Genomic DNA, 21433 nt, shown 5'->3' on the forward strand with positions numbered 1-21433 from the left:
AGGGGATGGCCGCCAAGGCCGACGCCAGGACCAAGCTCGCCCGCTACCGGTCGATGCGCGACTTTTCCAGGACAGCCGAACCCAGCGGCGAGGAGACCGTCAAACCCTCCGAGCGCCGCCGTTTCGTGATCCAGAAGCACGACGCCACCCGCCTGCATTACGACTTCCGCCTGGAGCTGGACGGGACCTTTAAGTCCTGGGCGGTGACCCGAGGGCCGTCGATGGACCCGCACGACCGCCGGCTCGCCGTCGAGGTCGAGGACCATCCGCTCGACTATGGCGACTTCGAAGGGACCATCCCCAAGGGCCAGTACGGCGGCGGCACGGTGATGCTGTGGGACCGCGGCTATTGGGCGCCCGAACCCGGGACCGATCCGCACGAGGGGCTGAAATCCGGCGACCTGAAGGTCGTCCTGGACGGCGAGCGGCTGAAGGGCGGCTTCGTCCTGGTGCGGATGAAGCGCCGGCCCAAGGAGCGGCGCGACAACTGGCTCCTGATCAAGCACCACGACGGCTGGGCGCTGGAAGGCCAGGGCGACGCCCTGGTGGAGGACGAGACCACCTCCGTCGCGTCGGGCCGCACGATGGCGCAGATCGCCGAGGGCAAGGGCAGGGGCCCGACGCGGTTCATGACCGGCAAGGCGCGCGCCGCGGCCAAGCGCGTCTGGCAATCCAAGGACGGCCCGGCCGAGCCGGCCGCCCAGCTTCGGGCCGCCGCCCCGCCCAAACTGAAGGCGGCGGGCCTGCCGGGGTTCGTGGCGCCGCAATTGGCCCGGTCCGTCGACCGCCCGCCGCAGGGCGCGGGCTGGGGTCACGAGATCAAGTTCGACGGCTATCGGCTGCAGCTGCGCGTCGAGGGTGGCGCGGCCACGCTGAAGACCCGCGCCGGCCTGGACTGGACGGCCAGGTTCAAGGAGATCGCCAAGGAGGGCTCGGGCCTCCCGGACTGTCTGATCGACGGCGAGGCCTGCGCCCTGGACGCGGCCGGCGCGCCCGATTTCGCGGCCCTGCAGGCGGCGTTGTCGGATGGCAGGACCGAAGATCTCATCTTCTTCGCCTTCGATCTTCTGTTCACGGACGGAACCGACCTGCGCAACCTGCCGCTCAGCGAGCGCAAGGCGCGGCTGAAGGCCCTGCTCGCCACGACGCCCGGGAGCTCCCCATCCAAGACAGGCGCGCGCCTCCGCTACGTCGACCACTTCGAGATCGCCGGCGATGCGGTGCTGCAGTCGGCCTGCCGGATGTCACTGGAGGGGATCGTGTCGAAGCGACTCGATGCGCCCTACCGCTCGGGCCGGCAGGACGGCTGGTTAAAGTCCAAGTGCCGCGCCGGCCACGAGGTGGTGATCGGCGGCTGGACCGGCGAGGCCGGGCAGTTGCGCTCGCTGCTGGTGGGCGTCCATCGCGGCGACACGCTGGTCTATGTCGGCCGGGTCGGCACGGGCTTCGGCCGCGACAAGGCAGCCCGTGTCCTGCCGCGCCTGGCCAGGCTTGAGACCAAGGCGAGCCCGTTCTCCGGCGTCGGCGCGCCGCGCAATGAGGCCAACGTCCATTGGGCCAGACCCGACCTGGTGGCCGAGATCGAATTCGCGGGCTTCACCGGCTCCGGCATGGTCCGCCAGGCGGCGTTCAAGGCGCTGCGTGAGGACAAGCCCGCCAGCGACGTCGTGGCCGACAGACCTGCGCCGGTGGAGGCGGCGGCCCTTGCGCAACCCGCGCCCAACGCCAAGGCTGGGGGTGTGAAGAAGCCCGGCCCTCCCCTCGTCATGGGCGTGACGCTCAGCCACCCCGACAAGGCCCTGTGGCCCGATGGCGGCGACGGCGCGCCCGTCACCAAGCTCGACCTCGCGCAATATCTGGAGGCCGTGGGCGCCTGGATGATGCCGCACATCAAGGGCCGTCCCTGCTCGATCGTCCGCACCCCCGACGGGATCGACGGCGAGCAGCGCTTCTTCCAGCGCCACCTCGGCAAGGGCTCTTCGGCCCTGATATCCGAGGTGAAGGTGCTGGGTGATCCCAAGCCCTATCTGCAGATCGATCGCATCGAGGCCCTGGCGGCCCTGGCGCAATCGGGCGCCACCGAGTTCCATCCCTGGAACTGCCAGCCCTTCCAGCCCGAAGTCCCCGGCCGGCTGATCTTCGACCTCGACCCCGATGAAGCCATCCCCTTCGACCGGGTGATCGAGGCGGCCCTGGCGGTGAAGGAACGGCTGGAGGCCCTGGGCCTGGTCGCCTTCTGCAAGACCACCGGCGGCAAGGGCCTGCACGTGGTCACGCCCTTGGCGGACGAAAAGGGCAAGACCGACTGGCCCGCCGCCAAGCGGTTCGCCCAGGACGTCTGCCTGGCCATGGCCGCCGACCAGCCGGACCGCTACGTGGTCAACATGGCCAAGGCCAAGCGGGTGGGCCGCATCTTCCTGGACTACCTGCGCAACGACCGCCTCTCGACGGCGGTGGCGCCGCTGTCGCCCAGGGCCAGGCCGGGCGCGACGGTGAGCTTTCCGCTGACCTGGAGCCAGGTGAAGCCGGGCCTCGACCCCAAGGCCTTTACGATCCGCACCGCGCCGACCCTGCTGAAGACGGCCAAGGCCTGGGCCGACTACTGCGACGCGGAGCAGCCGCTGGGACCCGCGATCCAGAAACTGGGAAGGCAATAGCGCCCCTCGCTAAGGGGTAATTCCCAAAACTTGACGGAAATTCCCAGTCTTTAGAGAACGGTAATCGGTGGCCGTTAAACACGTCCGGACGGCTAATCGCCGATCGAATTCAGGGACGGAAACCATGAACCTCACCATCAAAGCGCGCTTGGTCGGCTCGCTCGCCGCGCTTGCGGTCGGCATGATCGCCATCGGCGCCAGCGGCTGGGTCTCGACCACGGTCGGCAACGCCCGCCTGCAGTCGGTCATCAGCGACCGCGTCGAGCCGATGCAGCAGCTGAAGGCCGTCAGCGACAGCTACGCCGACAGCATCGTCGACGCCGCCCACAAGACCCGCGGCGGGTCCTACACCCCGGCCAAGGCCCTGCAGCAGATCGCCAAGGCCCGCGAAACCATCAAGGCCCAGTGGAAGGCCTATACCGACACCAAGATGGCGGGCGACGAGGCGTCGCTGGCCAAGAAGGTCGAGGAGAGCATGCCCGCCGCCGATGCGGCGACCGACCGGCTGGTGACGATCCTGAACAGCGGCGACATGGCCGCCCTGGCCGAGTTCAACGACCACAACTTGTATCCTGCCATCGACCCGGTGACCGGGGTGATCAGCGATCTGGTCGACCTGCAGATGAAGGTCGCCCGCGAGGATGGTGAAGCCGCCGCCAAGGCCGCCAAGGTCTCGCTGACCATCATGGCCGTCATCGCCGCCATCGCCGCGGCCATGCTGGCCTTCGCCAGCCACGTGGTGATCAACCAGGTGTCCAAGCCGCTGCTGCGGATCGCCGACGCCATGCGCAAGCTGGCCGGCGGCGACAACTCCGTCGAAATCCCCGGCGCGGACCGCCACGACGAGCTCGGCCAGATGGCCGGCACGGTGCAGGTCTTCAAGGACAACGCCATCGCCAAGATCAAGGCCGACGCCGAAGCCGTCGAGGCCAAGGAACGCGCCGAGCAGGAGCGCCGCGCCGCCGGCGAGGCCGCCATCGCCCACGAGCAGGCCTCGGTCGTCTCGGTGTTCGGCGGCGCCATGGAGAAGCTCGCCGCCGGCGACTTGACCTACCGCGTGAACGACGACCTGGCGCCGGCCTACGAGAAGCTGCGCGAGGACTTCAACGGCTCCATGGCCAAGCTGGAAAACACCATGGGCGTGATCGTCGGCAACGCCGGCGGCATCCACTCCGGCAGCCAGGAGATCAGCGTCGCCTCCGACGACCTGTCCCGCCGCACTGAACAGCAGGCCGCGAGCCTTGAAGAGACCGCCGCCGCGCTCGAGCAGATCACCGCCACCGTCCGCAAGACCGCGGAAGGCGCCAAGGAGACCCGCGAAGTCGTGGTGTCGGCCAAGGGCGGCGCGGAAACCGGCGGCCAGGTGGTCGCCCAGGCCATGGCGGCCATGAGCGAGATCGAGAGCTCGGCCCAGCAGATCAGCCAGATCATCAGCGTGATCGACGAGATCGCCTTCCAGACCAACCTCCTCGCCCTGAACGCGGGCGTCGAGGCGGCCCGCGCCGGCGACGCCGGCAAGGGCTTCGCGGTGGTGGCCTCCGAGGTGCGGGCGCTGGCCCAGCGCTCGGCGGACGCGGCCAAGGAGATCAAGGCGCTGATCTCCGACTCCACGGCGAAGGTCGGCCAGGGCGTGAAGCTGGTCGGCGAGACCGGCCAGGCGCTGGAACGCATCGTCGGCGAGGTCGGCCGCATCAACACCCTGGTCGAGGAGATCGCCTCCGCCGCCCAGGAGCAGGCCACGGGCCTGGCCCAGGTGAACGTCGCGGTGAACCAGATGGACCAGGTCACCCAACAGAACGCCGCCATGGTCGAGGAAGCCACCGCCGCCAGCCACGCGCTGTCGCAGGAAGCCACGAACCTCTCCGATCTGATGGGCCAGTTCCGGCTGGGCGCCGATCACGCCCAGCCGGCGCGAAGCGGCCGTACGCCGGCTGCCCGCAATCCGGTGCATGCCGCCCAGACCCGCGTCGCCCAGATGATCACGACCGACCCGATCAAGTCGGCCGCCTGGTCGGAGTTCTGAACGTGACCGCGAATCTCAACGTGAACACCGGCCATGAGCTGATCATCGTCGAGATCAGCGGTCAGCGCTTCGCCATCGACATCATGTCCGTGCGCGAAATCCGCGGCTGGTGCGCCTCCACCCGCCTGCCGCAGTCGCCGGCCCACGTGCTGGGGATGATCAACTTGCGGGGCTCCGTCCTGCCGGTGGTCGACTTCTCCTCGCGCCTGGGCCTCGGCGACAGCGAGCCCAACACCGCCTCGGTGGTGATCGTCACCGAGATCGGCGACCGGCTGGTGGGACTGATGGTCGACGCGGTTTGCGACATCCTCACCCTTGGCGAGGGCATGTTGCAGCCGGCGCCGGATGTCGGCTCGGCCCGTGTCCACGAGTTCGTGCGCGGCGTGATCACCACCAACGACGGCATCGTCACCCTGTTGTCCCTCGACGCCGTGATCCCGCCAGGCGAGCAGCTCGCGGCGTAACAAGCTTCTCGGCTGACCTGGACCGGGTCAATCGATGGGGAAGGCGCCAATCCCCAGTGGCGCCGAAGGCGGCCGCGCTCCCCCCAGCGCGGCCGCCTTTTCCTTGCCTGTCGTGCAGGCCCTCGGACACAATCGCGCAACAGCCGCGCACTAGAGACCAGCGAAATCATAAAGGGGGATTTCGGATGATCGTTCGCCGCCAACTGGCCGCCGCCGCCTTTGCGCTGAGTGCGCTCAGCCTGCCGCTGGGCGCATCTGCCCAGACCGCCACGATCAAGCAGGGCGTCTTGAAGGGCGCCGTGGTCGAGGGCGTCGAAGAATTCTGGGGCATCCCCTATGCCGCGCCGCCGGTCGGCGACCTGCGCTGGAAGCCGCCGATGGCCGCCGCGCCCTGGACCGGCGAACGCGATGCGACCCATGCCGGCGCCTCCTGCCAGCCGACCCAGAAGGGCGAGTACACCGAAGACTGCCTGTTCGCGAACGTCACCCGTCCCGCCGGCGCCAAGCCGGGCGCCAAGCTTCCCGTCTACGTCTGGATCCACGGCGGCGGCTTCACCATCGGCTCGGCGGTCGGCGCGTTCGGGGCCCAGACCGACGGCATCCAGTTCGCCAAGGACGGCATCATCACCGTCTCGGTCAGCTACCGCCTGGGCCGCGCCGGCTGGTTCGCCCATCCGGCGCTCTGCAAGGAAGGCCCCTGCGGCAACTACGGCTACATGGACCAGATCGCGGCGCTGAAGTGGGTGAACGCCAATATCGCCTCCTTCGGCGGCGACCCCAACAACGTCACCATCGGCGGCGAGAGCGCCGGCGGCATCTCGGTGCTGGAGCTGATGCTGGCGCCCGACGCCCGTGGCCTCTTCCAGAAGGCCATCGGCGAGTCGAGCTTCGGCCGCCTGGAGCCCACCTCGATGGCCGACGCCCAGGCCCAGGGCTTGAAGGCCGCCGCCACCGCCGGGGTCAGCGGCGACGACGCCGCCGCCGCCGCAGCCCTGCGCAAGCTGCCGCTCAGCGCCATGCCCTATTCGGGCCCGTTCACCTCCCGCGCCGGCCCGATCCTCGATGGCCGCTATGTGCAGGGCGGCATCTACGAGGGCTTCGCCGCCGGCAAGCAGGCCAAGGTGCCGCTCTTGATCGGCGGCAACTCCAACGAAGCCAGCCTCTTCCGCCCGCAGGCCGCCGCCGTCGACGCCATTTCCGCCGACCGCAAGGCCGCGGCGGTGGCCGCCTTCGATCCGACCGGCGCCGGCAACAAGGCGCAGATGGCCAACGACATGGCGACGCGCCAGTACATCACCGAGCCGGACCGGGCGATCAGCCGCGCCCAGGCCAAGGCCGGCCAGCCGGTCTACACCTACTACTTCTCCTACGTGTCGCCGGGCGCGAAGGCCCAGCTGGCGTTCGGCGCGCCGCACACCGCGGAGATCAAGTACGCCTTCGCCGGCCCCAAGCAGCAGTTCGCCGACGTGGACCTGCCGCTCGCCAAGTCGGTCAGCGCCTACTGGGCGGCCTTTATTAAAACCGGCAATCCGGACTCAGCCGGCGGCCCGGCCTGGCCGAAGTTCGCGCCGGCCGAAACCTACATGGAGTTCAGCGCCGATGGCGCGAAGCCGCACGATCACTTCCTGAAGGCCCAGCTCGACTGGCAGGAAGCCAATGTGAAAGCCGGCGGCGGCGCCTCGCCGACGTCGCCGAAATAAGCGGCTCAAAATTCATCGTCATCCTCCGGTCAGCCGCAGGCTGATCCGGGGGACCCAAGCCGATTCGCCAATCGGCTGACTCAGCTTGGGTCCCCCGGATCGCCTCTTCGGGCGACCGGAGGATGACGGGCGTTGGTGGTAAGCGGGCTATTGGGGCTGATACCCGTCCACCACATAGACCCGCGATGTCGAGCTGGCGTCGCGGATCGGCAGGATGGCGCTATAGGCGGGCGACGAGCGCCAGGCGAGCGCCGCGGCGCGGTCGGGGAACTCCAGGATCACCAGGCGGCCGGGAGGCTCGCCCTCGATGGCCTGGCTCGCGCCGCTGCGCACTAGGTAGCGACCGCCGAACGCCGCCAGCGTCGGCGGGACCTGGACGGAATAGGTCTGGAAGAGGTCCGGGTCGGTGACCACGATCTCGTTGACCACATAGGCCGCCATATGCGCCCTCCCTGCCGAGAAAGGCGCGAACCTAGCCGGCGGAGCCATCAGCGTCAGGCCCGTTTCTTAGCGGGCGGCTTCTTATGGGGCGTGGCGGCCGGCTTCTTGCGCGCGGCATGGGCCGAGGCCGGCTTGCGCCGCTCGCCGCCGGACTGGCCGAGGCTGCGCTTCAGCGCCTCCATCAGGTCGATGACCTCGGCCTCGCGGGGCTCCTCGGGCGCCTCGATGGTGTGGCCCTTCTGCTTTTCCTTGATCAGGGCCCGAAGCGCGTCCTCGTAGCGGTCGTTGAACTGGCTGGGATCGAAGGGGCCTTCCAGCTGGTCGATGATCCTGGCGGCGATCTCGACCATCTGGGCCGGCGGCTTCACCGCCTTGATGTGGGAAAAGATCTCGTCGGCCTCGCGGACCTCGGTCCGGTTGCGCAGGGTGTAGGCGACGATGCCCTTGTCGTGCGGCTCGAGCGCCATCAGCCGCTCGCGCTGGTGCATGACCAGCCGGCCCAGCGCCACCTTGCCGGCCTTCTTCATCGCCTCGCGGATCACCGCGAAGGCCTCGGCCGCCATCTCGCCGTCGGGGGCCAGGAAATAGGGGTCGTTCCAGTAGAGCCGGTCGATGTCCTCGTCGCCGACGAAGCGTTCGATATCCAGCGTCCGCGTGGTCTCCAGCCGCACGCCCTCCAGCTCCTCGCCGGTGACGACGACGTAGTGGCCCTTCTCGATCTCGTAGCCCTTGACGATCTGCGAGCGCTCCACCGGCCCTGTCTCAGGGTCGGTGGGGATCATGCGGATGCGGTTGTGGGTCGCCTTGGAGAGCATGTTGAAATGCACCTCCCCGCCGCGCGAGGTCGCCGTGTAGAGCGCCACGGGGCAGCTCACCAGCGACAGCCGCAGATAGCCCTGCCAGGTCGGACGGGTGGCCATGGTCGCTTGTCCCCTTGGAATGAACAGAGGAAACGCGACTGTGGGGGATCAGTTCGAGGGTGATGGATCCATTATCGCCGCGCCGACTGTGGCCCGCTCACGTTCCACGCCCTCGATCCGGGCGTCCTCGCCGCGCCAGGCGTGCACCTGGTGGCAGACCGGGCAGCGGAACGAGCGCGGCTCGACGACGGCCGAGAGAGCGAAGTCCTGGGTGCGGTGTCCGGTCGGAACCTCCGCGCCGGTGGTCGGGCAGTCAATGATGATCCTGGGCATGCAACCCTAACGGATTCAAACGGATAAGGTTGCTCTGGCGCAGCCGGAACTTGGCCGCCGCACGCCCCGGTGACGGGTCTCGAAAGCTCTAGACGACCGGGCCGGCCGCCTGGGTCCGGTGGGGTGAGTCCACCGACCAGATCTTCTCGATGTTGTAGAAGCTGCGGACCTCGGGGCGGAACAGGTGGATGATCACGTCGCCGGTGTCGATCAGCACCCAGTCGCAGCTGGGCAGGCCCTCGACCCGGGCGCGGCCGTAGCCTTCGTCCTTCAAGGCGCGCAGCAGGTGGTCGGCCATGGCGCCGACATGACGGTGCGAACGCCCGGAGGCGACCACCAGGCCGTCTGCGATCGCCGATTTTCCCTTGAGGTCGATGAACACGACGTCCTGCGCCTTATCGTCGTCCAAGCGGCTCAGGATCATCTCCTCCAGGGCCGCGATGCGGTCCAGGGGGGTCTTGGAAAGCCCGGCTTCTCTCAAAGAGGGGGCGCTTTCCTGCGCACGGGGCGCAACTTCACGGGTCAGCGGGGTAACTCCTTTAAGCCTCGCAAGAGCCACCCTAGCACGCAAAGGGGCGCCGGTCAGCCGCCCATCACGGCTTCAGCCGTTTCATCCGCTCGCGCAGGGCTGTGGAGCTCTGGAAGTTGAGCGGTCCGCGCAGGAAGACCCAGGCCGGCGGCTTGCGGTCAGCCAGCGTGGCGGCCGCGATGGACGGGATGCGGAAGCGGGCGAACCGCCGGGCGGCCGGCGAGAACCGGCTCTTCAGCCCGATCCACGGCCGCGAGACCACGGCGACGGGCGCCTCGCGCATGATCTGGGTCCAGCCACGCCAGCGGTGGAAGCTGGCCAGGCTGTCGGCGCCCATGATCCAGACGAATTTCACGCCGGGGAACCGCTGCTTCAGGGCGCGCACGGTATCGATGGTGTAGGCGCTGCCCAGGCGCGCCTCGACATCGGTGACGATCATGCCCGGCCCCTTGGCCTGGCGGCGCGCGCCGGCCATCCGCTCGGCCAGGTCTGCGGTCTCGTGGCTGGCCTTCAGCGGGTTCTGCGGCGAGACCAGCCAGATCACATGGTCCAGGTTCAGCCGGCGTTTGGCGGTCTCGGCGACGTGGGCGTGGCCCTCATGCGCCGGGTTGAACGAACCCCCGTAGAGGCCCACGCGCATTCCGGGCTCCAGATGGAATCCGGGCCTGAGCGCGGCCGGGCGCCCGCCTTCAGGGGCGCGTCTGGCCGGTCCCGCGGACCACATACTTGTAGGTTGTCAGCTGCTCCGCGCCCACCGGGCCGCGGGCGTGCAGCCGGTCGGTGGCGATGCCGATCTCCGCGCCGAAGCCGAACTCGGCGCCGTCTGCGAACTGGGTCGAGGCGTTGACCAGGACGATGGCCGAATCCACCAGGGCCACGAACCGCTCGGCCGCCGCGCCATCCTCGGCGACGATGGCGTCGGTGTGGGCCGAGCCGTGGGCCGCGATGTGGGCGGCCGCGCCCTCGACGCCGTCGACCACCGCGACGCTGATGATCGGGGCCAGGTATTCGGTCGACCAGTCCTCGTCGGTCGCCGCCGCCATGTCCGGAACCAGGGACCGCGCGCGCGCATCGCCGCGCAGCTCGCAGCCTGCGGCGCGCAGGGCCTCGGCCACCGGCGGCAGCAGGCGCTGGGCGTCGGCGGAGTCGACCAGCAAGGTCTCCGCCGCTCCGCAGACCGAGACGCGGCGCATCTTGGCGTTGACGGCGATCGCCCTGGCCTTCTCCAGGTCGGCGCTGGCGTGCAGGAAGACGTGGTTGATCCCCTCAAGATGACCCAGCACCGGGGCGCGGGCCTCCTGCTGAACTCGGGCCACCAAGCTCTTGCCGCCTCGGGGAATGATCAGGTTCACCGCCCCATCCAGACCGCCCAGGATCAAGCCGACGGCGGCGCGGTCGGCCGTGCCCACCATCTGCACGCAGGTCTTGAGCAGCCCCGCGGCCTCCATAGCGCGAGCTACGGCGGCATGGATGGCGAGGTTCGAGGCCAGGCATTCGGACCCGCCGCGCAGGATCGCCGCATTCCCGGACCGCACGCACAGCGCCGCGGCGTCGGCGGTCACGTTAGGCCGGCTCTCATAGATGATCGCGATGACCCCGATCGGCGTGCGCACTCGGGCGATGTCCAGCCCGTTCGGCCGGTCCCAGCGGTCCAGCTCCGCGCCCAGCGGATCGCGGATGGCGGCGACGGTCTCGCAGCCCCTGGCCATGGCCTCGACGCGGGCTTCGTCCAGCAACAGGCGGTCGACCATGGCCGGCACCATACCGGAAGCCTTGGCGGCGGCCACGTCGTGGGCGTTGGCGGCCAGGATGTCGGCGGCGTTGGCGCGGATCGCCTCGGCCATGGCGGCGATCGCGCGGGTGCGGGTCTCCGCATCGGCCAACCGCAGGGCGACGGCGGCTTCGTGGGCCGCGCGCCCCATAGCGCTCATCTGCGCCTGCAAGCTTGCACCGGCGTCGTCCACTCAGGACCCCATATGCTCAGACTGAGCCTTACCTAGCCGGTTTGTGACGGCGATCCAAACCTCAAGGCGGTGCGTCAAATACCTCCCCCGTAGCGGCAGCGTGCGGGGGAGGTGGCAGCGAAGCTGACGGAGGGGGCGTTGGGGCCGTGCGGAGGCAGCGCCCCCTCCACCACTTCGTGGTCCCCCTCCCCCTTGCGATCCATCGCCTAGACTCCCGTGAACGGCATCTCCGACCTCCTTGCGAGATCGGAAAGGTGTCACGGATGTCTCCGCACACCCGTCACGGATGTCCCCGGTCTGAACACGCGCACGGGGGAGGTTTTAGGCTAGGCTTTCACGAACGGCAGGCGGGTGGTGGGCGGCTGGCCCATGGCCAGAAGGGCGTTGGCCACCGCCGGGGCGATCACCGGCGTGCCGGGCTCGCCGACCCCGCTGGGCGCTTCGCCCGAGGGCACGATGTAGGTCTCCACGGTCGGCGCCTCGTTGTGGCGCAGCACCCGATAGGCGTCGAAATTGTGCTGCTGCACCGCACCGTCCTTCAGGGTGATCTCGCCGAACAGGGCCGCCGACAGGCCGTAGCAGGTTCCGCCTTCCATCTGGGCGGCGATCTGGTCGGGGGTGATGGCCGTGCCGCAGTCGATGGCGGTGACTACCCGGCCCACGCGCGGTTCGCCGTTCACCAGCTTCACCTCGGCGATCTGCGCCACCACCGAGCCGAAGCTTTCGTGCACGGCCACGCCGCGGCTCCAACCGGCAGGCGCCGGCTTGCCCCAGCCGGCCTTCTCGGCGGCGAGGTTCAGGACCGCCAGGTGGCGGTCCGCGCCGGCCTTGGCGTAGAGGGCGCGGCGATAGTCGACCGGGTCCTTGCCGGCCTTCTTCGCCAGCTGGTCGATGGTGTGCTCCATGACGAAGGCGTTGTGGGTCGCCCCCACCGAGCGCCACCACAGCACCGGCACGGCGGCGTCGGGATGGATCGCCTGGCCGTCGACCACCGGGGTGGCCTTCAGGTAGGGCGAATCCTTCGCGCCCTCGACAGCGGACGGATCGAGCCCGTGATCGCCGAGCGGCGAGCCCTTGCTCAGCGACTGGACGGCGACGCGGTGCCGCCAGGTCGCGGGGTAGCCGTCCTTGTCGACGCTGATCCGCAGGCTGTGGTGCGCCATCGGGCGATAGTAGCCCGCGGTCATGTCGTCCTCGCGGGTCCAGACCAGCTTCACCGGCCGACCCTTGCCCACGTGCTTGGCGATGTGGACGCATTCGGCGACGTAGTCGGACTGGAAGTTGGCGCGGCGGCCGAAGCTGCCGCCGGCGAACAGGGTCTCGATCTCGATGGCGCCCGGCAGGTTGCCGACGATCTTGGCCGTGTTGAGCTGGTCCAGCGTCGGGATCTGCGAGCCGTGGATCAACTTGGCGTGGTTCCCGTCGACCACCGCGACGCAGTTCATCGGCTCCATGGTGGCGTGCGCCAGGAACGGGAAGTCGTAGCTGACCTCCAGCGCCGCGGGCTCGGACGCCGCCTTGGCCGCATCGCCGCGGGCCAGGAAGGGGTACCACTTCAGGCTCGCGCCGGTCGGTAGGGGCTTGTTGGCCAGCGTCGTCCACTCGGAACGCAACTGGTCGGAACCCCGCTTGTCGGCCTTGGTCTCGTCCCAGGTGACCACCAGGGCGTCGCGGCCCTGGCGCGCGGCATAGGTGGTCTTGGCGACCACGGCCACGCCGGTGGGGATCTGGAAGACGTCCACCACGCCGGGGACCTTCTTCGCCGCGGCCGCGTCGAAGCTGGCGACCCTGGCCCCGAACTTCGGCGCGTGCGCCACCATGGCGGTCAGCATGTTCGGCAGGTGGACGTCCTGGGTGAAGCGCGCCGTCCCGCTGGCCTTGGCCGCGGAGTCCTTGCGCCGTACGCGGTCCGTGCCGATCAGGGTGAAGGTCTTGGGGTCCTTCAGCGCCGGCTTCTGCGGCGGCGCGACCTTGGCCGCGGCGCCCAGCAGGTCGCCGAAATGGGCCTGCTTGCCGCTGGCCGCGTGGCTGACGACGCCGTCCTTCACCGAGACTTCGCCGGCCGGAACGCTCCAGGTGGTCGCCGCGGCCTGCACGAACATGGCCCGCGCCGCCGCGCCGGCGTTGCGCAGCTGCATCCAGCTATTGGAGATCGCCGAGGAGCCGCCGGTGCCCTGCATGCCGAAGCTGGTGTTGGCGTAGACCGCGGCGTTGGCGGGCGACTGCTCGACCTTCACCTTGTCCCAGTCGGCGTCCATTTCCTCGGCCGCGATGGCGGCCAGGCCGGCGTGATTGCCCTGGCCGAACTCGATGTGCTTGGAGACCACGGTCACGGTTCCGTCGGCGGCCACCTTGATGAAGGGGCCGAAGGCGCCGAAGTCGTGCGGCGCGCCGACGCTCATGATCTTGCCGATGGTCTGGGGCGAGCAGCCGATCAGCAGGGCGCCGCCCACCAGGGTCGCGCCGATGCCCAGCGCCTGGCGCCGCGTCGGGACGGGTTGGAAAGCCTTCAGGTCCTTGAGAAGCTGGTTCATGGCGATCCCTCTCAGGCCTTGGCCGCGACGGGTTTTGCGGCCGGCTGGCCGGAGGCTTCCTTGATGGCGGCGTGGATGCGCTGGTAGGTGCCGCAGCGGCAGATGTTGCCGCTCATCGCCGCGTCGATCTCGGCGTCCGTGGGCTTGGGCTTCGTGGCCAGCAGGGCCGTGGCGCTCATCAGTTGCCCGGACTGGCAGTAGCCGCACTGCGGCACGTCGTTCTTCACCCAGGCCACCTGCAGCGGGTGGTTCCCGCCCAGGCTCTCCACGGTGGTGATCTTGGCCGCGGCCAGCGCCGCGATCGGCGTGGAGCAGGAGCGGATCGGCTGGCCGTCCGCCAGCACCGTGCAGGCCCCGCACTGGGCGATGCCGCAACCGTACTTGGTCCCGGTGAGGCCGAGCTCATCGCGCAGCACCCACAGTAGCGGGGTGTCCGGGCTCGCCTCCACCGGCGTAGCCTTGCCGTTTACGTTCAGCGTCGTTGTCATGGCGCAGGTCCTTCCCGGAGAGTCCGCGACGCATCCTAACGATGATCAGACCGCGCCGTAAGTGTGCCCGCCGTGGCTTGTGGGGCCGACCTCCGCTATCTATCGCCGGCCCATGGACGCCTTTCCCGCCTTCTATCCGCTGTCCGGCAAGACCATCGTCATCGTCGGGACCGGCGAGGCCGCCGAGGCGAAGCTGCGGCTGTTCGTGGGCTCGCCGGCCAGGATCCGGCGGCTGGAAGGCGAGGCGGCCCTGAAGCCTGAGGCCTATGAGGGCGCGGCGCTGGCCTTCATCGCCACCGACGATGACGCCTTTGCGGAAGCCGCCGCCGGCGCGGCGCGGGCGGCCCATGTGCCGGTCAATGTGGTCGACCGCCCGGCGCTCTGCGACTTCACCACGCCGGCCCTGATCGACCGCGGGGAGGTGGTGGCGGCCATCGGCACCGGCGGCGCTTCCCCTATGCTGGCGACCCTGCTGCGCCACGACATCGAGGCGCGTGTGCCGGAAGGCGCTGGGCATCTGGCCGCCCTGTTCGCGGGGATGCAGGACGAGGTGCGCAAGGCCCTGCCGGAGCCGCATCGCCGCCGCGCCTTCCTGCGTGCGGCGCTCAACGGCCCGGCCGCCGAGGCCGCCCTGCGCGGCGACAAGGCGCTGGCCGCGACCCTGCTGCGCCAGGCCCTGGCCCGCGATGAGCCGGGCGCGGGGATGGTGCAGTTCATCGATGCGCGCGGACCGGCGGACCTGCTGACCCTGAAGGCGGCCCGCGCATTGGCCGCCGCCGACGTGCTGGTCTGCGATGAGGCGGCGCATCCGGACATCCTGGCGCTGGCCCGCCGCGACGCCGAGCGCACGGGGCCGCAGACGGCGGCGCGGCTGGCGGAATTGACCGGTCAGGGCCTGCGCGTGGCGCGCCTGGTCACCGGCCCGGCTTGGCGCAGCGAGCAGACGGTGCTGGAGGCCGCCGGCGTCGAGACCGAGGTCCTGCCGATCGCGGGTTAGCGCCTACTGGTCCAGCCGCCGGCCCAAGGTCTCGGGAACCAGGAACAGGCAGGTCGCACACGCGATCGCGGTGAACGCGAACGGGTACCAGAGCCCCGAATAGATGTTGCCGACCGACGCTACGATGGCGAAGGCGGTGAAGGGCACGAAGCCGCCCACCCAGCCGGTGCCGATGTGATAGGGCAGCGACAGCGCCGTATAGCGGATCCGCGTCGGGAACAGCTCCACCAGGAAGGCGGCGATCGGCCCGAACAGCGCCGTCGACGCCACCACGAAGATCATCAGCACCCCGAAGGCGCCGGGCAGGTTCATCCGCTTGGGATCGGCCTTGGCCGGATAGCCGGCGCGGGCCAGACCTTCCTTGATATGGCCCTCGACCGTCGCCTTGATCGCCTTGGCCACGTCCTTGGGCGCGCCGCGCGCGTCGAGCGAGGGGATGGTCGCCAGGCCGACGCGCACGATGGCCAGCTGCCCCGGCTGTCCGGCTTCGTTGATGTAGGACACCCCGGCGTTGGCCAGCACGCTCTTGGCGATGTCGCACGACGAGGTGAAGCTCGCCTTGCCGACGGGATCGAACTGCAGGGAGCAGTCCGCCGGGTCGGCGATGACGGTGGCCGGCGCGGCGGCCTGGGCTTCGGCGAGCGCCGGGTTCAGGGTTCCCGCCAGCATGTGGAAGCCGGGGAAGTAGGCGACCAGCATCAGGGTCATGCCGGCCAGCATCACCGGCTTGCGGCCCCATTTGTCGGAGAGCCAGCCGAAGAAGACGTAGAGCGGGGCGCTCGCCGCCACGATGGCCATCATCAGGCCGTTGATGGTCGTAGCCTCGACCTTCAGGAATTTCTCCATGAAGGTCTGCACATAGAAGAAGGCCGTGTACCAGACTGCGCCCTGGGCGAACATCACCGCCACCAGGGCCAGCAGCACCAGCTTCAGGTTCTTCCACCGGCCGAAGGCCTCGGTGAAGGGCGCCGCCGACAGGCCGCCCTCTTCCTTCATGGTGGCGAAGGTCGGGCTCTCCTGCAGCTTCATGCGCATGAAGATGGAGACCGCCAGCAGGCCCGCCGAGAACAGGAACGGGATGCGCCAGCCCCAGGCGTCGAAGGCCGCAGGCCCGAACGCCTTGCCGAGCATCAGGCGGGTCAGGAGGATCACCAGTAGCGCGCCGAACAGGCCGAAGGCCGCGGCCGTCTGCACCCAGCTCGTCGAGCGGCCCCGCGCGTTGCTCGGCGCATGCTCGGCCACATAGATCGCCGCCCCGCCATATTCGCCGCCAAGCGCGAAGCCTTGGACGATGCGCATCGCGAGCAGCAGGATCGGGGCGGCGATGCCGGCGGTCGCGTAGCTGGGCAACAGCCCGATGGCGACCGTCGCGCCGCCCATCAGCGCCACGGTGATCAGGAAGGCGCCCTTGCGGCCCACCCGGTCGCCGATGCGGCCGAAGGCGAGCGCCCCGATCGGCCGGAACGCAAAGCCGACCCCGAACAGGGCGAGCGCCGCGATATAGCCCGCCGTCTCGTTCAGGCCGGAAAAGAAGGTCTTGGAGACCACCTGCGTCAGGCTGCCGAAGACGAAGAAGTCATACCATTCGAAGGTCGCGCCCAGCGACGAGGCGGCGACGACGGTGCGCAGGCTCGCGGCCTTCTCCGGCGCCACGACGCCTGCTGCTGCGGCGAGTTCCGCCATGCGTTCAGTCTCCCCTGACTTGTCGGGCTGGATTAGCACCGGTTCGCTCGGCGGTGGAAGCGCGCCGCTGTCGCTACCTCCCCCGCAAAGCGGCGGGAGGGGGACCATCGGCCGAAGAGCCGATGGTGGAGGGGGCGACCCTCAGGCGCGGCGGGGCGACCTGACATTCACGCTCAGCGGATGGAGCTCGCCCCCTCCACGACTCACTCTTCGCTCCGCTCGGCGAGCGGTCCCCCTCCCGCCATCGCTGCCGCGATGGGGGAGGTAAGTCAGCAGGTCTTCTTCTTGCCGTTGCCGTCCTTGGGCAGCAGGGCGTGGATGTAGGTCCCCATTGCGGCCACGTCGGCGTCGGGGAGCTTGCTGGTGGAGGCGATGACGTCCTTCATGCCGGTCGGTTCATTGAAGCACTTGTCGGTGCCCGACTTCAGGAAGTCGGTGATGTCCTGCTCGCTCCAGTCGCCGATGCCGTCCTTCGACGGCGTGATATTGCTGGCGAAGCGGCCGCCGGCCTCGAGGTTCGGGGCGCCGGCGTAGATTTTGTCGGCCTCGACGCCGCCCAGCGCATTACGCGGCGTGTGGCACTCGGCGCAGTGGGCCGGGCCCTCGGCCAGATAGGCGCCGCGGTTCCAGGCCGCCGACTGCTTCGGATCGGTCACGAACTCGTGCGGCTTGAAGTAGAGCAGCTTCCAGAAGCCCACCGCCGGGCGCAGGCTGTAGGGGAACTTCAGTTCGTGTGGCGCGGTCGGCTTGGCCACGGCCGGCAGGGTCTGCAGGTAGGCGAAGAGGTCGCGCACGTCAGACGTCTTCAAGAGGCTGTAGGAGCTGTAGGGGAAGGCCGGATAGAGGTGCTCGCCGCGGCGGCCCGTCCCGCGCTTCATGGCGTTGACGAACTGGGCTTCGGTCCAGGCGCCGATCCCGAACTGCTTGTCCGGCGTGATGTTGGGGACGACGAAGGACCCGAAAGGCGACTTCAGCTTCAGGCCGCCGGCCAGCTGGGTGCGGTCGTCCTGGCCGGGCGTCGCGTGGCAGGCCGAACAATTGCCGGCGGTGAAGATGACCTGGCCGTTGGCGACGTCGGGATGATAGCCGGCCGCCAGCTCCGACGCCGGCAGCGTCTTCGGCGCCGTGATGAACCACAGGGCGCAGGCCACAATCACGGCCAGCACGCCCACGACGATCAATCCGCGCCTAAGCATCGCCGCTTTCCACCCCTTGATGTCCGTCCGTCAGGCGCGCCCAAGCGCGCCGTTCGCGGCTCAGGCCGTCTTCTTCTTGCGATAGACGTCATGGCACGACTTGCAGGTTGCGCCCACCGCGGCGAAGGCCGGCTTGTAGGCGTCGGCACTGGCGGCCTTGCCGGCGGCGGTGGCGAGCGTAGCCATTTCCGTCAGACGCTTGTCGAAGTCCGCCTTGTTTTCCCAGACCTTGGGGTCGGCCGCGCTCTTCGGGTCGGCCCCGCTGCCGGCCGGATAGAGGCTGTGCAGCTTCTTGGCGTTGCCGGCCACGGCGTCCATGGCGCCCTTGGCCTTGGCCGCGTCGAAGGTGGCCGGCGAGTTGAGGCCCGCGGCTTCCTTCATCGACTGGCCGACCGCCTTCATCACCGCCTGGCGGTCTTCCACCGGATTGCCGGCCGAGAGCGCCAGCGAGGAGACGCCGATCGCCAGCACCGCGCCGGCAGCCGTGGCCCAGATGTAGGATTGAGAACGCGTCATTCGAGGCTCCGGAGTGCGCCCGCGACGACGGCGGGCGTGAAGTTTGCCGTGGTCGGGCGTTGCCGGCGGCGTTGGGCGAATCCCAACGATTTCAGCGGACCCCCATCTTTTTCCAGTCAAGTCAGGCCCCGACGTACCGCGACCTCGTTCCTGCCACAAGTGGCAAGGCTCAGCTGCCTGAGCATACCGTTCCTTCGAAGAATCCCTGACGTCGCGGGACTCAGGGCTTCAAGGTCGCCAGATAGTCGGCGATGGCCTTGGCGGTCGCCGCATCGGCGGCCCCCGAATAGTCCATCTTGTTGCCGGGCACGGTCTTGGCGGGGTCGAGGATGAAGGCGGCCAGGTTCTCCGGCGTCCAGCTCATCCCCCAGGCCTTCATGGCCGGCGAATAGTCATAGTCCGCGACCGTGCCCGCCTTGCGGCCGGCGACGCCGAACAGGGTGGGGCCGAGCGACACGCCGCCCGGCTTGACCTCATGGCAGGCGGTGCAGACGGCGAAGTCGGCCGGCGGCGTGGCCGGCTGAGCCAGGGCGGAAGTCGCGGCGGCGGCGGCGAGCGCCGCCAGCCAGAGGGTCGCGGAAGGGCGGCGCAGGCTCATTGCAGGTCAACTCCGAAGGCTGGTGTCCTTGGGGAAGCCTTAGCATCGGTTCCCGCGCCGGTGGAAGCCGGACCCGCATCCAATTCCGCTCGAATCCTTAGGCCGCCTCAGTGGCCTCGACCTCAGGCGCCGGCGCGCTCAGGCGGGCGATCTCGCGCAGCAGAACGCCGGGCGAGATCGGCTTGCCGACCACGCCGTCCATGCCGGCGTCGAGATAGGCGCGGCGCTGGTGGGCCAGCACATTAGCGGTGAGCGCCACGATTGGGGTCTGGGCGGCGCCGCCGCCGAGCGCGCGGATGCGCCGTGCGGCTTCGAGCCCATCGATCCCCGGCATCTGCACGTCCATCAGGATCAGGTGGAAATCGCCGGTCTCCGCGGCCTGGACGCCCAGGTAGCCGTCGGCGGCGGTCGCCACCTGGGCCCCCAGGCTTTCCAGGAGCTTGGTGGCGATCATCCGGTTGGTGGCGTTGTCCTCGACCACCAGCACGCGCAGGCCCTCGAGCACCGGTTCCAGGCTTTCGCAGGTCTCGGCGACGGCCTCGGCCGGCCCGGCGGCGATCTCCAGCCAGAAGGTCGAGCCGAGACCCTCTTGCGATGAGAACCCCACGGCGCCGGACATCATCTCGGCCAGCTTCTGGGTGATCGCCAGGCCCAGGCCCGAACCGCCGAACTTGCGGGTGGTGGACGCGTCACCCTGGTCGAACCGCTGGAAGATCCGGCTCTGCGCTTCGTCCGGAATGCCGACGCCGGTGTCGATGACGTCGAAGCGCAGGAAGCCGGGCCGCGGCGAGCCGCACCGCACGGTGACCGAGCCCCGCTCGGTGAACTTCACCGCATTGCCGATCAGGTTGAACAGCGCCTGGCGCAGGCGCACCGGATCGGAGCGCACCCAGCCGAGGCCCGGTTCGCAATCCAGGCGCAGCAGCAGGCCCTTGCTCTCGGCCTGCGGCCGCAGCAAGCGGCTGACGCCCTCCAGCAGGCTCTGCGGGTCGAGCGCCTCGTCGCTCAGCTCCAGGCGGCCGGCCTCGATCTTCGAGAAGTCGATCACGTCGTTGAGCAGCTCGGCCAGCATCTGGCCGCAGGAGAGCGCCTCCTCCAGCATGTGGCGGCCCTCCTCGGTGAGCTTCTCGCCCTTGAGCAGGTGTAAGACGCCCATCACGCCGTTCATCGGCGTGCGGATCTCGTGGCTCATGTTGGCCAGGAAGGCGGACTTCGCCTCGCCCGCGGCCTCGGCGGCCTCCTGCGCCTCCCGCAGCGCGATCTCCTGGCGCTTGCGCGCGTCGAAGTCCTGGATCAGGCCCACCGCCTTCAGCCAGCGGCCGCCCTTGCCGACCTTCAGGTGGTGCGAGACGCGGATCCAGCGGGTCTCGCCGTCCGGCCGCACGATCCGTGCGTCGAAGGCGCCGGCGGGGCTCGAACCGGTGTGCAGGGCGCGGAAGGAGTCGCGCACGTGGTCCAGGTCGTCGGGATGGAAGCCCGGGAAGCGCAGCTGGGTCGCCTGTTCATAGGTGGCGTCGTCCTGACCCGTGAGCTTCACGAACTCCGGCGAGGCCCAGAACGTCTTGCCGACGTGGTCGATCTCATAGACGCCGGCCTCGGCCGCCTCGAGCGCCACAGCCAGGCGCTGCGCGTTGACCTGGGCCTCGCGTTCCGTGCGCTTCATGCGCAGCTCGCCGCGTCGGGCGACGTCGCGAGCCTTGGCCAGCTCGGTGATTTCCTCGGAGATGCCCTTCAGGGCGAAGGCGCCGGGTGCGCGGGGCAGGGTGCGGAAGGTCGTGCGCCAGGAGGTCCAGCGGCCGCCCACCTTCATCCGGTGCTCCAGTGTCGCGCCTTCGCCGGTCTGCACGGCGTGAATCATCAGCCGCCTGGTGTGGGCGCGGTCGGCCGGGTGGACACGCTCGTAGAACTGTTCGGCGGCGGTGATTTCCTCCACGTCGAAGCCGGTCAGCCGCAGCAGGTCCGGCGACCATTCGATGCGCCCCTCCAGCGGCTCGAAGAGCCAGGTGCCGATGCCGGCCGACTCGCTGAGTTCGCGCCGCATACGGCGGGTCTCTTCCAGCTCTTCGGCGCGGGCGCGTTCGGTCGTGGCGTCCCGCAGCGTGCCGATGAACTCGCCGTTCGGCATCTTCTGGGTGCGCGCGGCGAACCAGCGGTAGGTTCCGTCCTTAGCCCGCATCCGGACCTGGCGCTCCCAGGCCCCGCCCGGCGCCAGCGCCATCATCCGTTCGACCACACCTTCGCGGTCCTCCGGATGAGTGAACTCGATCGCCGGCTTGCCGATGATGTCCGCTTCGTCCCAGCCCAGCAGGGTTTTCCAGGCCGGATTGATCAGCTTGTGCAGACCGCGGTCGCTGACGACATGCATCAGATCGCTGCTGTTCAAGAACAGCGAGCTGATCATCTCAGCCTTGTCGGCCGCGCCTGACGCGCTTTTTCCGGCCATGGACAGT

At 69.5% G+C, this 21433-nt stretch carries 18 protein-coding genes; 5 read left to right on the forward strand and 13 right to left on the reverse strand.

Features of this window, described 5'->3' with window-relative positions:
- The first annotated feature begins 5 nt into the window (after positions 1-5).
- The 4 genes from ligD to VHS75_RS20230 all read left to right on the forward strand — a co-directional run bounded on the left by ligD (position 6) and on the right by VHS75_RS20230 (position 6844).
- Entirely contained in the window at positions 6-2657 is a 2652-nt protein-coding gene (gene ligD, locus VHS75_RS20215; RefSeq protein ID WP_329640421.1) for a DNA ligase D, read from the forward strand.
- Positions 2658-2781: 124 nt separating this feature from the next.
- Positions 2782-4680 (forward strand): methyl-accepting chemotaxis protein, encoded by a 1899-nt coding sequence (locus VHS75_RS20220; RefSeq protein WP_329640422.1) that lies wholly within the window; start codon positions 2782-2784, stop codon positions 4678-4680.
- Positions 4681-4682: 2 nt separating this feature from the next.
- Positions 4683-5144 carry a chemotaxis protein CheW gene (locus tag VHS75_RS20225; RefSeq protein ID WP_329640423.1) on the forward strand — a complete coding sequence of 154 codons (462 nt, stop codon included), beginning with the start codon at positions 4683-4685 and terminating at the stop codon, positions 5142-5144.
- A 185-nt stretch (positions 5145-5329) separates the two neighbouring features.
- A complete protein-coding gene (locus VHS75_RS20230) occupies positions 5330-6844 on the forward strand; it encodes a carboxylesterase/lipase family protein (protein WP_329640424.1) in 1515 nt (504 codons plus the stop codon).
- Between the two features lie 147 nt (positions 6845-6991).
- On the opposite strand, the gene VHS75_RS20235 is transcribed toward VHS75_RS20230, so the two are convergent.
- The 8 genes from VHS75_RS20235 to VHS75_RS20270 form a co-directional block, all read right to left on the reverse strand.
- Positions 6992-7285, reverse strand: a complete 294-nt coding sequence (locus tag VHS75_RS20235) for a DUF1330 domain-containing protein (protein ID WP_329640425.1) — start codon at positions 7283-7285, stop codon at positions 6992-6994.
- Positions 7286-7338: 53 nt separating this feature from the next.
- Positions 7339-8205, reverse strand: coding sequence for a Ku protein (locus VHS75_RS20240; protein WP_329640426.1), 867 nt, complete (start codon positions 8203-8205; stop codon positions 7339-7341).
- A 48-nt stretch (positions 8206-8253) separates the two neighbouring features.
- A complete protein-coding gene (locus VHS75_RS20245; protein WP_329640427.1) occupies positions 8254-8478 on the reverse strand; it encodes a hypothetical protein in 225 nt (74 codons plus the stop codon).
- Between the two features lie 88 nt (positions 8479-8566).
- Positions 8567-8959: a ribosome silencing factor gene (rsfS, locus tag VHS75_RS20250; protein WP_414694378.1), complete on the reverse strand. Its 393-nt coding sequence runs from the start codon at positions 8957-8959 to the stop codon at positions 8567-8569.
- Between the two features lie 112 nt (positions 8960-9071).
- On the reverse strand, positions 9072-9731 hold the full coding sequence (locus VHS75_RS20255) for a nicotinate-nucleotide adenylyltransferase (RefSeq protein ID WP_329640428.1): 660 nt from the start codon (positions 9729-9731) through the stop codon (positions 9072-9074).
- Positions 9697-10971, reverse strand: a complete 1275-nt coding sequence (locus VHS75_RS20260; protein WP_329640429.1) for a glutamate-5-semialdehyde dehydrogenase — start codon at positions 10969-10971, stop codon at positions 9697-9699. The genes VHS75_RS20255 and VHS75_RS20260 overlap by 35 nt, the downstream gene beginning before the upstream one ends.
- Positions 10972-11297: 326 nt before the next feature.
- Entirely contained in the window at positions 11298-13505 is a 2208-nt protein-coding gene (locus VHS75_RS20265; protein ID WP_329640430.1) for a xanthine dehydrogenase family protein molybdopterin-binding subunit, read from the reverse strand.
- An 11-nt stretch (positions 13506-13516) separates the two neighbouring features.
- On the reverse strand, positions 13517-13993 hold the full coding sequence (locus VHS75_RS20270) for a (2Fe-2S)-binding protein (protein ID WP_329640431.1): 477 nt from the start codon (positions 13991-13993) through the stop codon (positions 13517-13519).
- Positions 13994-14105: 112 nt separating this feature from the next.
- On the opposite strand from VHS75_RS20270, the gene VHS75_RS20275 reads away from it, so the two are divergent.
- Positions 14106-14990: a bifunctional precorrin-2 dehydrogenase/sirohydrochlorin ferrochelatase gene (locus VHS75_RS20275; protein WP_329640432.1), complete on the forward strand. Its 885-nt coding sequence runs from the start codon at positions 14106-14108 to the stop codon at positions 14988-14990.
- 3 nt (positions 14991-14993) lie between these two features.
- Here VHS75_RS20275 and VHS75_RS20280 read toward each other — a convergent pair whose 3' ends face one another.
- The 5 genes from VHS75_RS20280 to VHS75_RS20300 form a co-directional block, all read right to left on the reverse strand.
- Positions 14994-16673 carry an MFS transporter gene (locus VHS75_RS20280; protein WP_329640433.1) on the reverse strand — a complete coding sequence of 560 codons (1680 nt, stop codon included), beginning with the start codon at positions 16671-16673 and terminating at the stop codon, positions 14994-14996.
- A 269-nt stretch (positions 16674-16942) separates the two neighbouring features.
- A complete protein-coding gene (locus VHS75_RS20285; protein ID WP_329640434.1) occupies positions 16943-17869 on the reverse strand; it encodes a cytochrome c in 927 nt (308 codons plus the stop codon).
- Positions 17870-17929: 60 nt separating this feature from the next.
- Positions 17930-18385, reverse strand: a complete 456-nt coding sequence (locus tag VHS75_RS20290) for a cytochrome c (protein WP_329640435.1) — start codon at positions 18383-18385, stop codon at positions 17930-17932.
- A 220-nt stretch (positions 18386-18605) separates the two neighbouring features.
- Positions 18606-18983, reverse strand: a complete 378-nt coding sequence (locus VHS75_RS20295; RefSeq protein WP_329640436.1) for a c-type cytochrome — start codon at positions 18981-18983, stop codon at positions 18606-18608.
- Between the two features lie 97 nt (positions 18984-19080).
- Positions 19081-21426 (reverse strand): PAS domain-containing hybrid sensor histidine kinase/response regulator, encoded by a 2346-nt coding sequence (locus tag VHS75_RS20300; RefSeq protein ID WP_329640437.1) that lies wholly within the window; start codon positions 21424-21426, stop codon positions 19081-19083.
- Positions 21427-21433: the final 7 nt, after the last annotated feature.

Origin of the sequence: Phenylobacterium sp., from assembly GCF_036264965.1 — a bacterium.
GTDB lineage: Bacteria > Pseudomonadota > Alphaproteobacteria > Caulobacterales > Caulobacteraceae > Phenylobacterium.

Bases quoted from the DNA above. Each gene is read 5' to 3' on its own strand.
- VHS75_RS20265 (WP_329640430.1), bottom strand. From the start codon at position 13,505: ATGAACCAGCTTCTCAAGGACCTGAAGGCTTTCCAACCCGTCCCGACG.
- VHS75_RS20240 (WP_329640426.1), bottom strand. From the start codon at position 8,205: ATGGCCACCCGTCCGACCTGGCAGGGCTATCTGCGGCTGTCGCTGGTG.
- VHS75_RS20255 (WP_329640428.1), bottom strand. From the start codon at position 9,731: ATGTGGTCCGCGGGACCGGCCAGACGCGCCCCTGAAGGCGGGCGCCCG.
- ligD (WP_329640421.1), top strand. From the start codon at position 6: ATGGCCGCCAAGGCCGACGCCAGGACCAAGCTCGCCCGCTACCGGTCG.
- VHS75_RS20235 (WP_329640425.1), bottom strand. From the start codon at position 7,285: ATGGCGGCCTATGTGGTCAACGAGATCGTGGTCACCGACCCGGACCTC.
- VHS75_RS20290 (WP_329640435.1), bottom strand. From the start codon at position 18,385: ATGACGCGTTCTCAATCCTACATCTGGGCCACGGCTGCCGGCGCGGTG.
- VHS75_RS20220 (WP_329640422.1), top strand. From the start codon at position 2,782: ATGAACCTCACCATCAAAGCGCGCTTGGTCGGCTCGCTCGCCGCGCTT.
- VHS75_RS20245 (WP_329640427.1), bottom strand. From the start codon at position 8,478: ATGCCCAGGATCATCATTGACTGCCCGACCACCGGCGCGGAGGTTCCG.
- VHS75_RS20295 (WP_329640436.1), bottom strand. From the start codon at position 18,983: ATGAGCCTGCGCCGCCCTTCCGCGACCCTCTGGCTGGCGGCGCTCGCC.
- VHS75_RS20280 (WP_329640433.1), bottom strand. From the start codon at position 16,673: ATGGCGGAACTCGCCGCAGCAGCAGGCGTCGTGGCGCCGGAGAAGGCC.
- VHS75_RS20275 (WP_329640432.1), top strand. From the start codon at position 14,106: ATGGACGCCTTTCCCGCCTTCTATCCGCTGTCCGGCAAGACCATCGTC.
- VHS75_RS20230 (WP_329640424.1), top strand. From the start codon at position 5,330: ATGATCGTTCGCCGCCAACTGGCCGCCGCCGCCTTTGCGCTGAGTGCG.
- VHS75_RS20285 (WP_329640434.1), bottom strand. From the start codon at position 17,869: ATGCTTAGGCGCGGATTGATCGTCGTGGGCGTGCTGGCCGTGATTGTG.
- VHS75_RS20300 (WP_329640437.1), bottom strand. From the start codon at position 21,426: ATGGCCGGAAAAAGCGCGTCAGGCGCGGCCGACAAGGCTGAGATGATC.
- VHS75_RS20270 (WP_329640431.1), bottom strand. From the start codon at position 13,993: ATGACAACGACGCTGAACGTAAACGGCAAGGCTACGCCGGTGGAGGCG.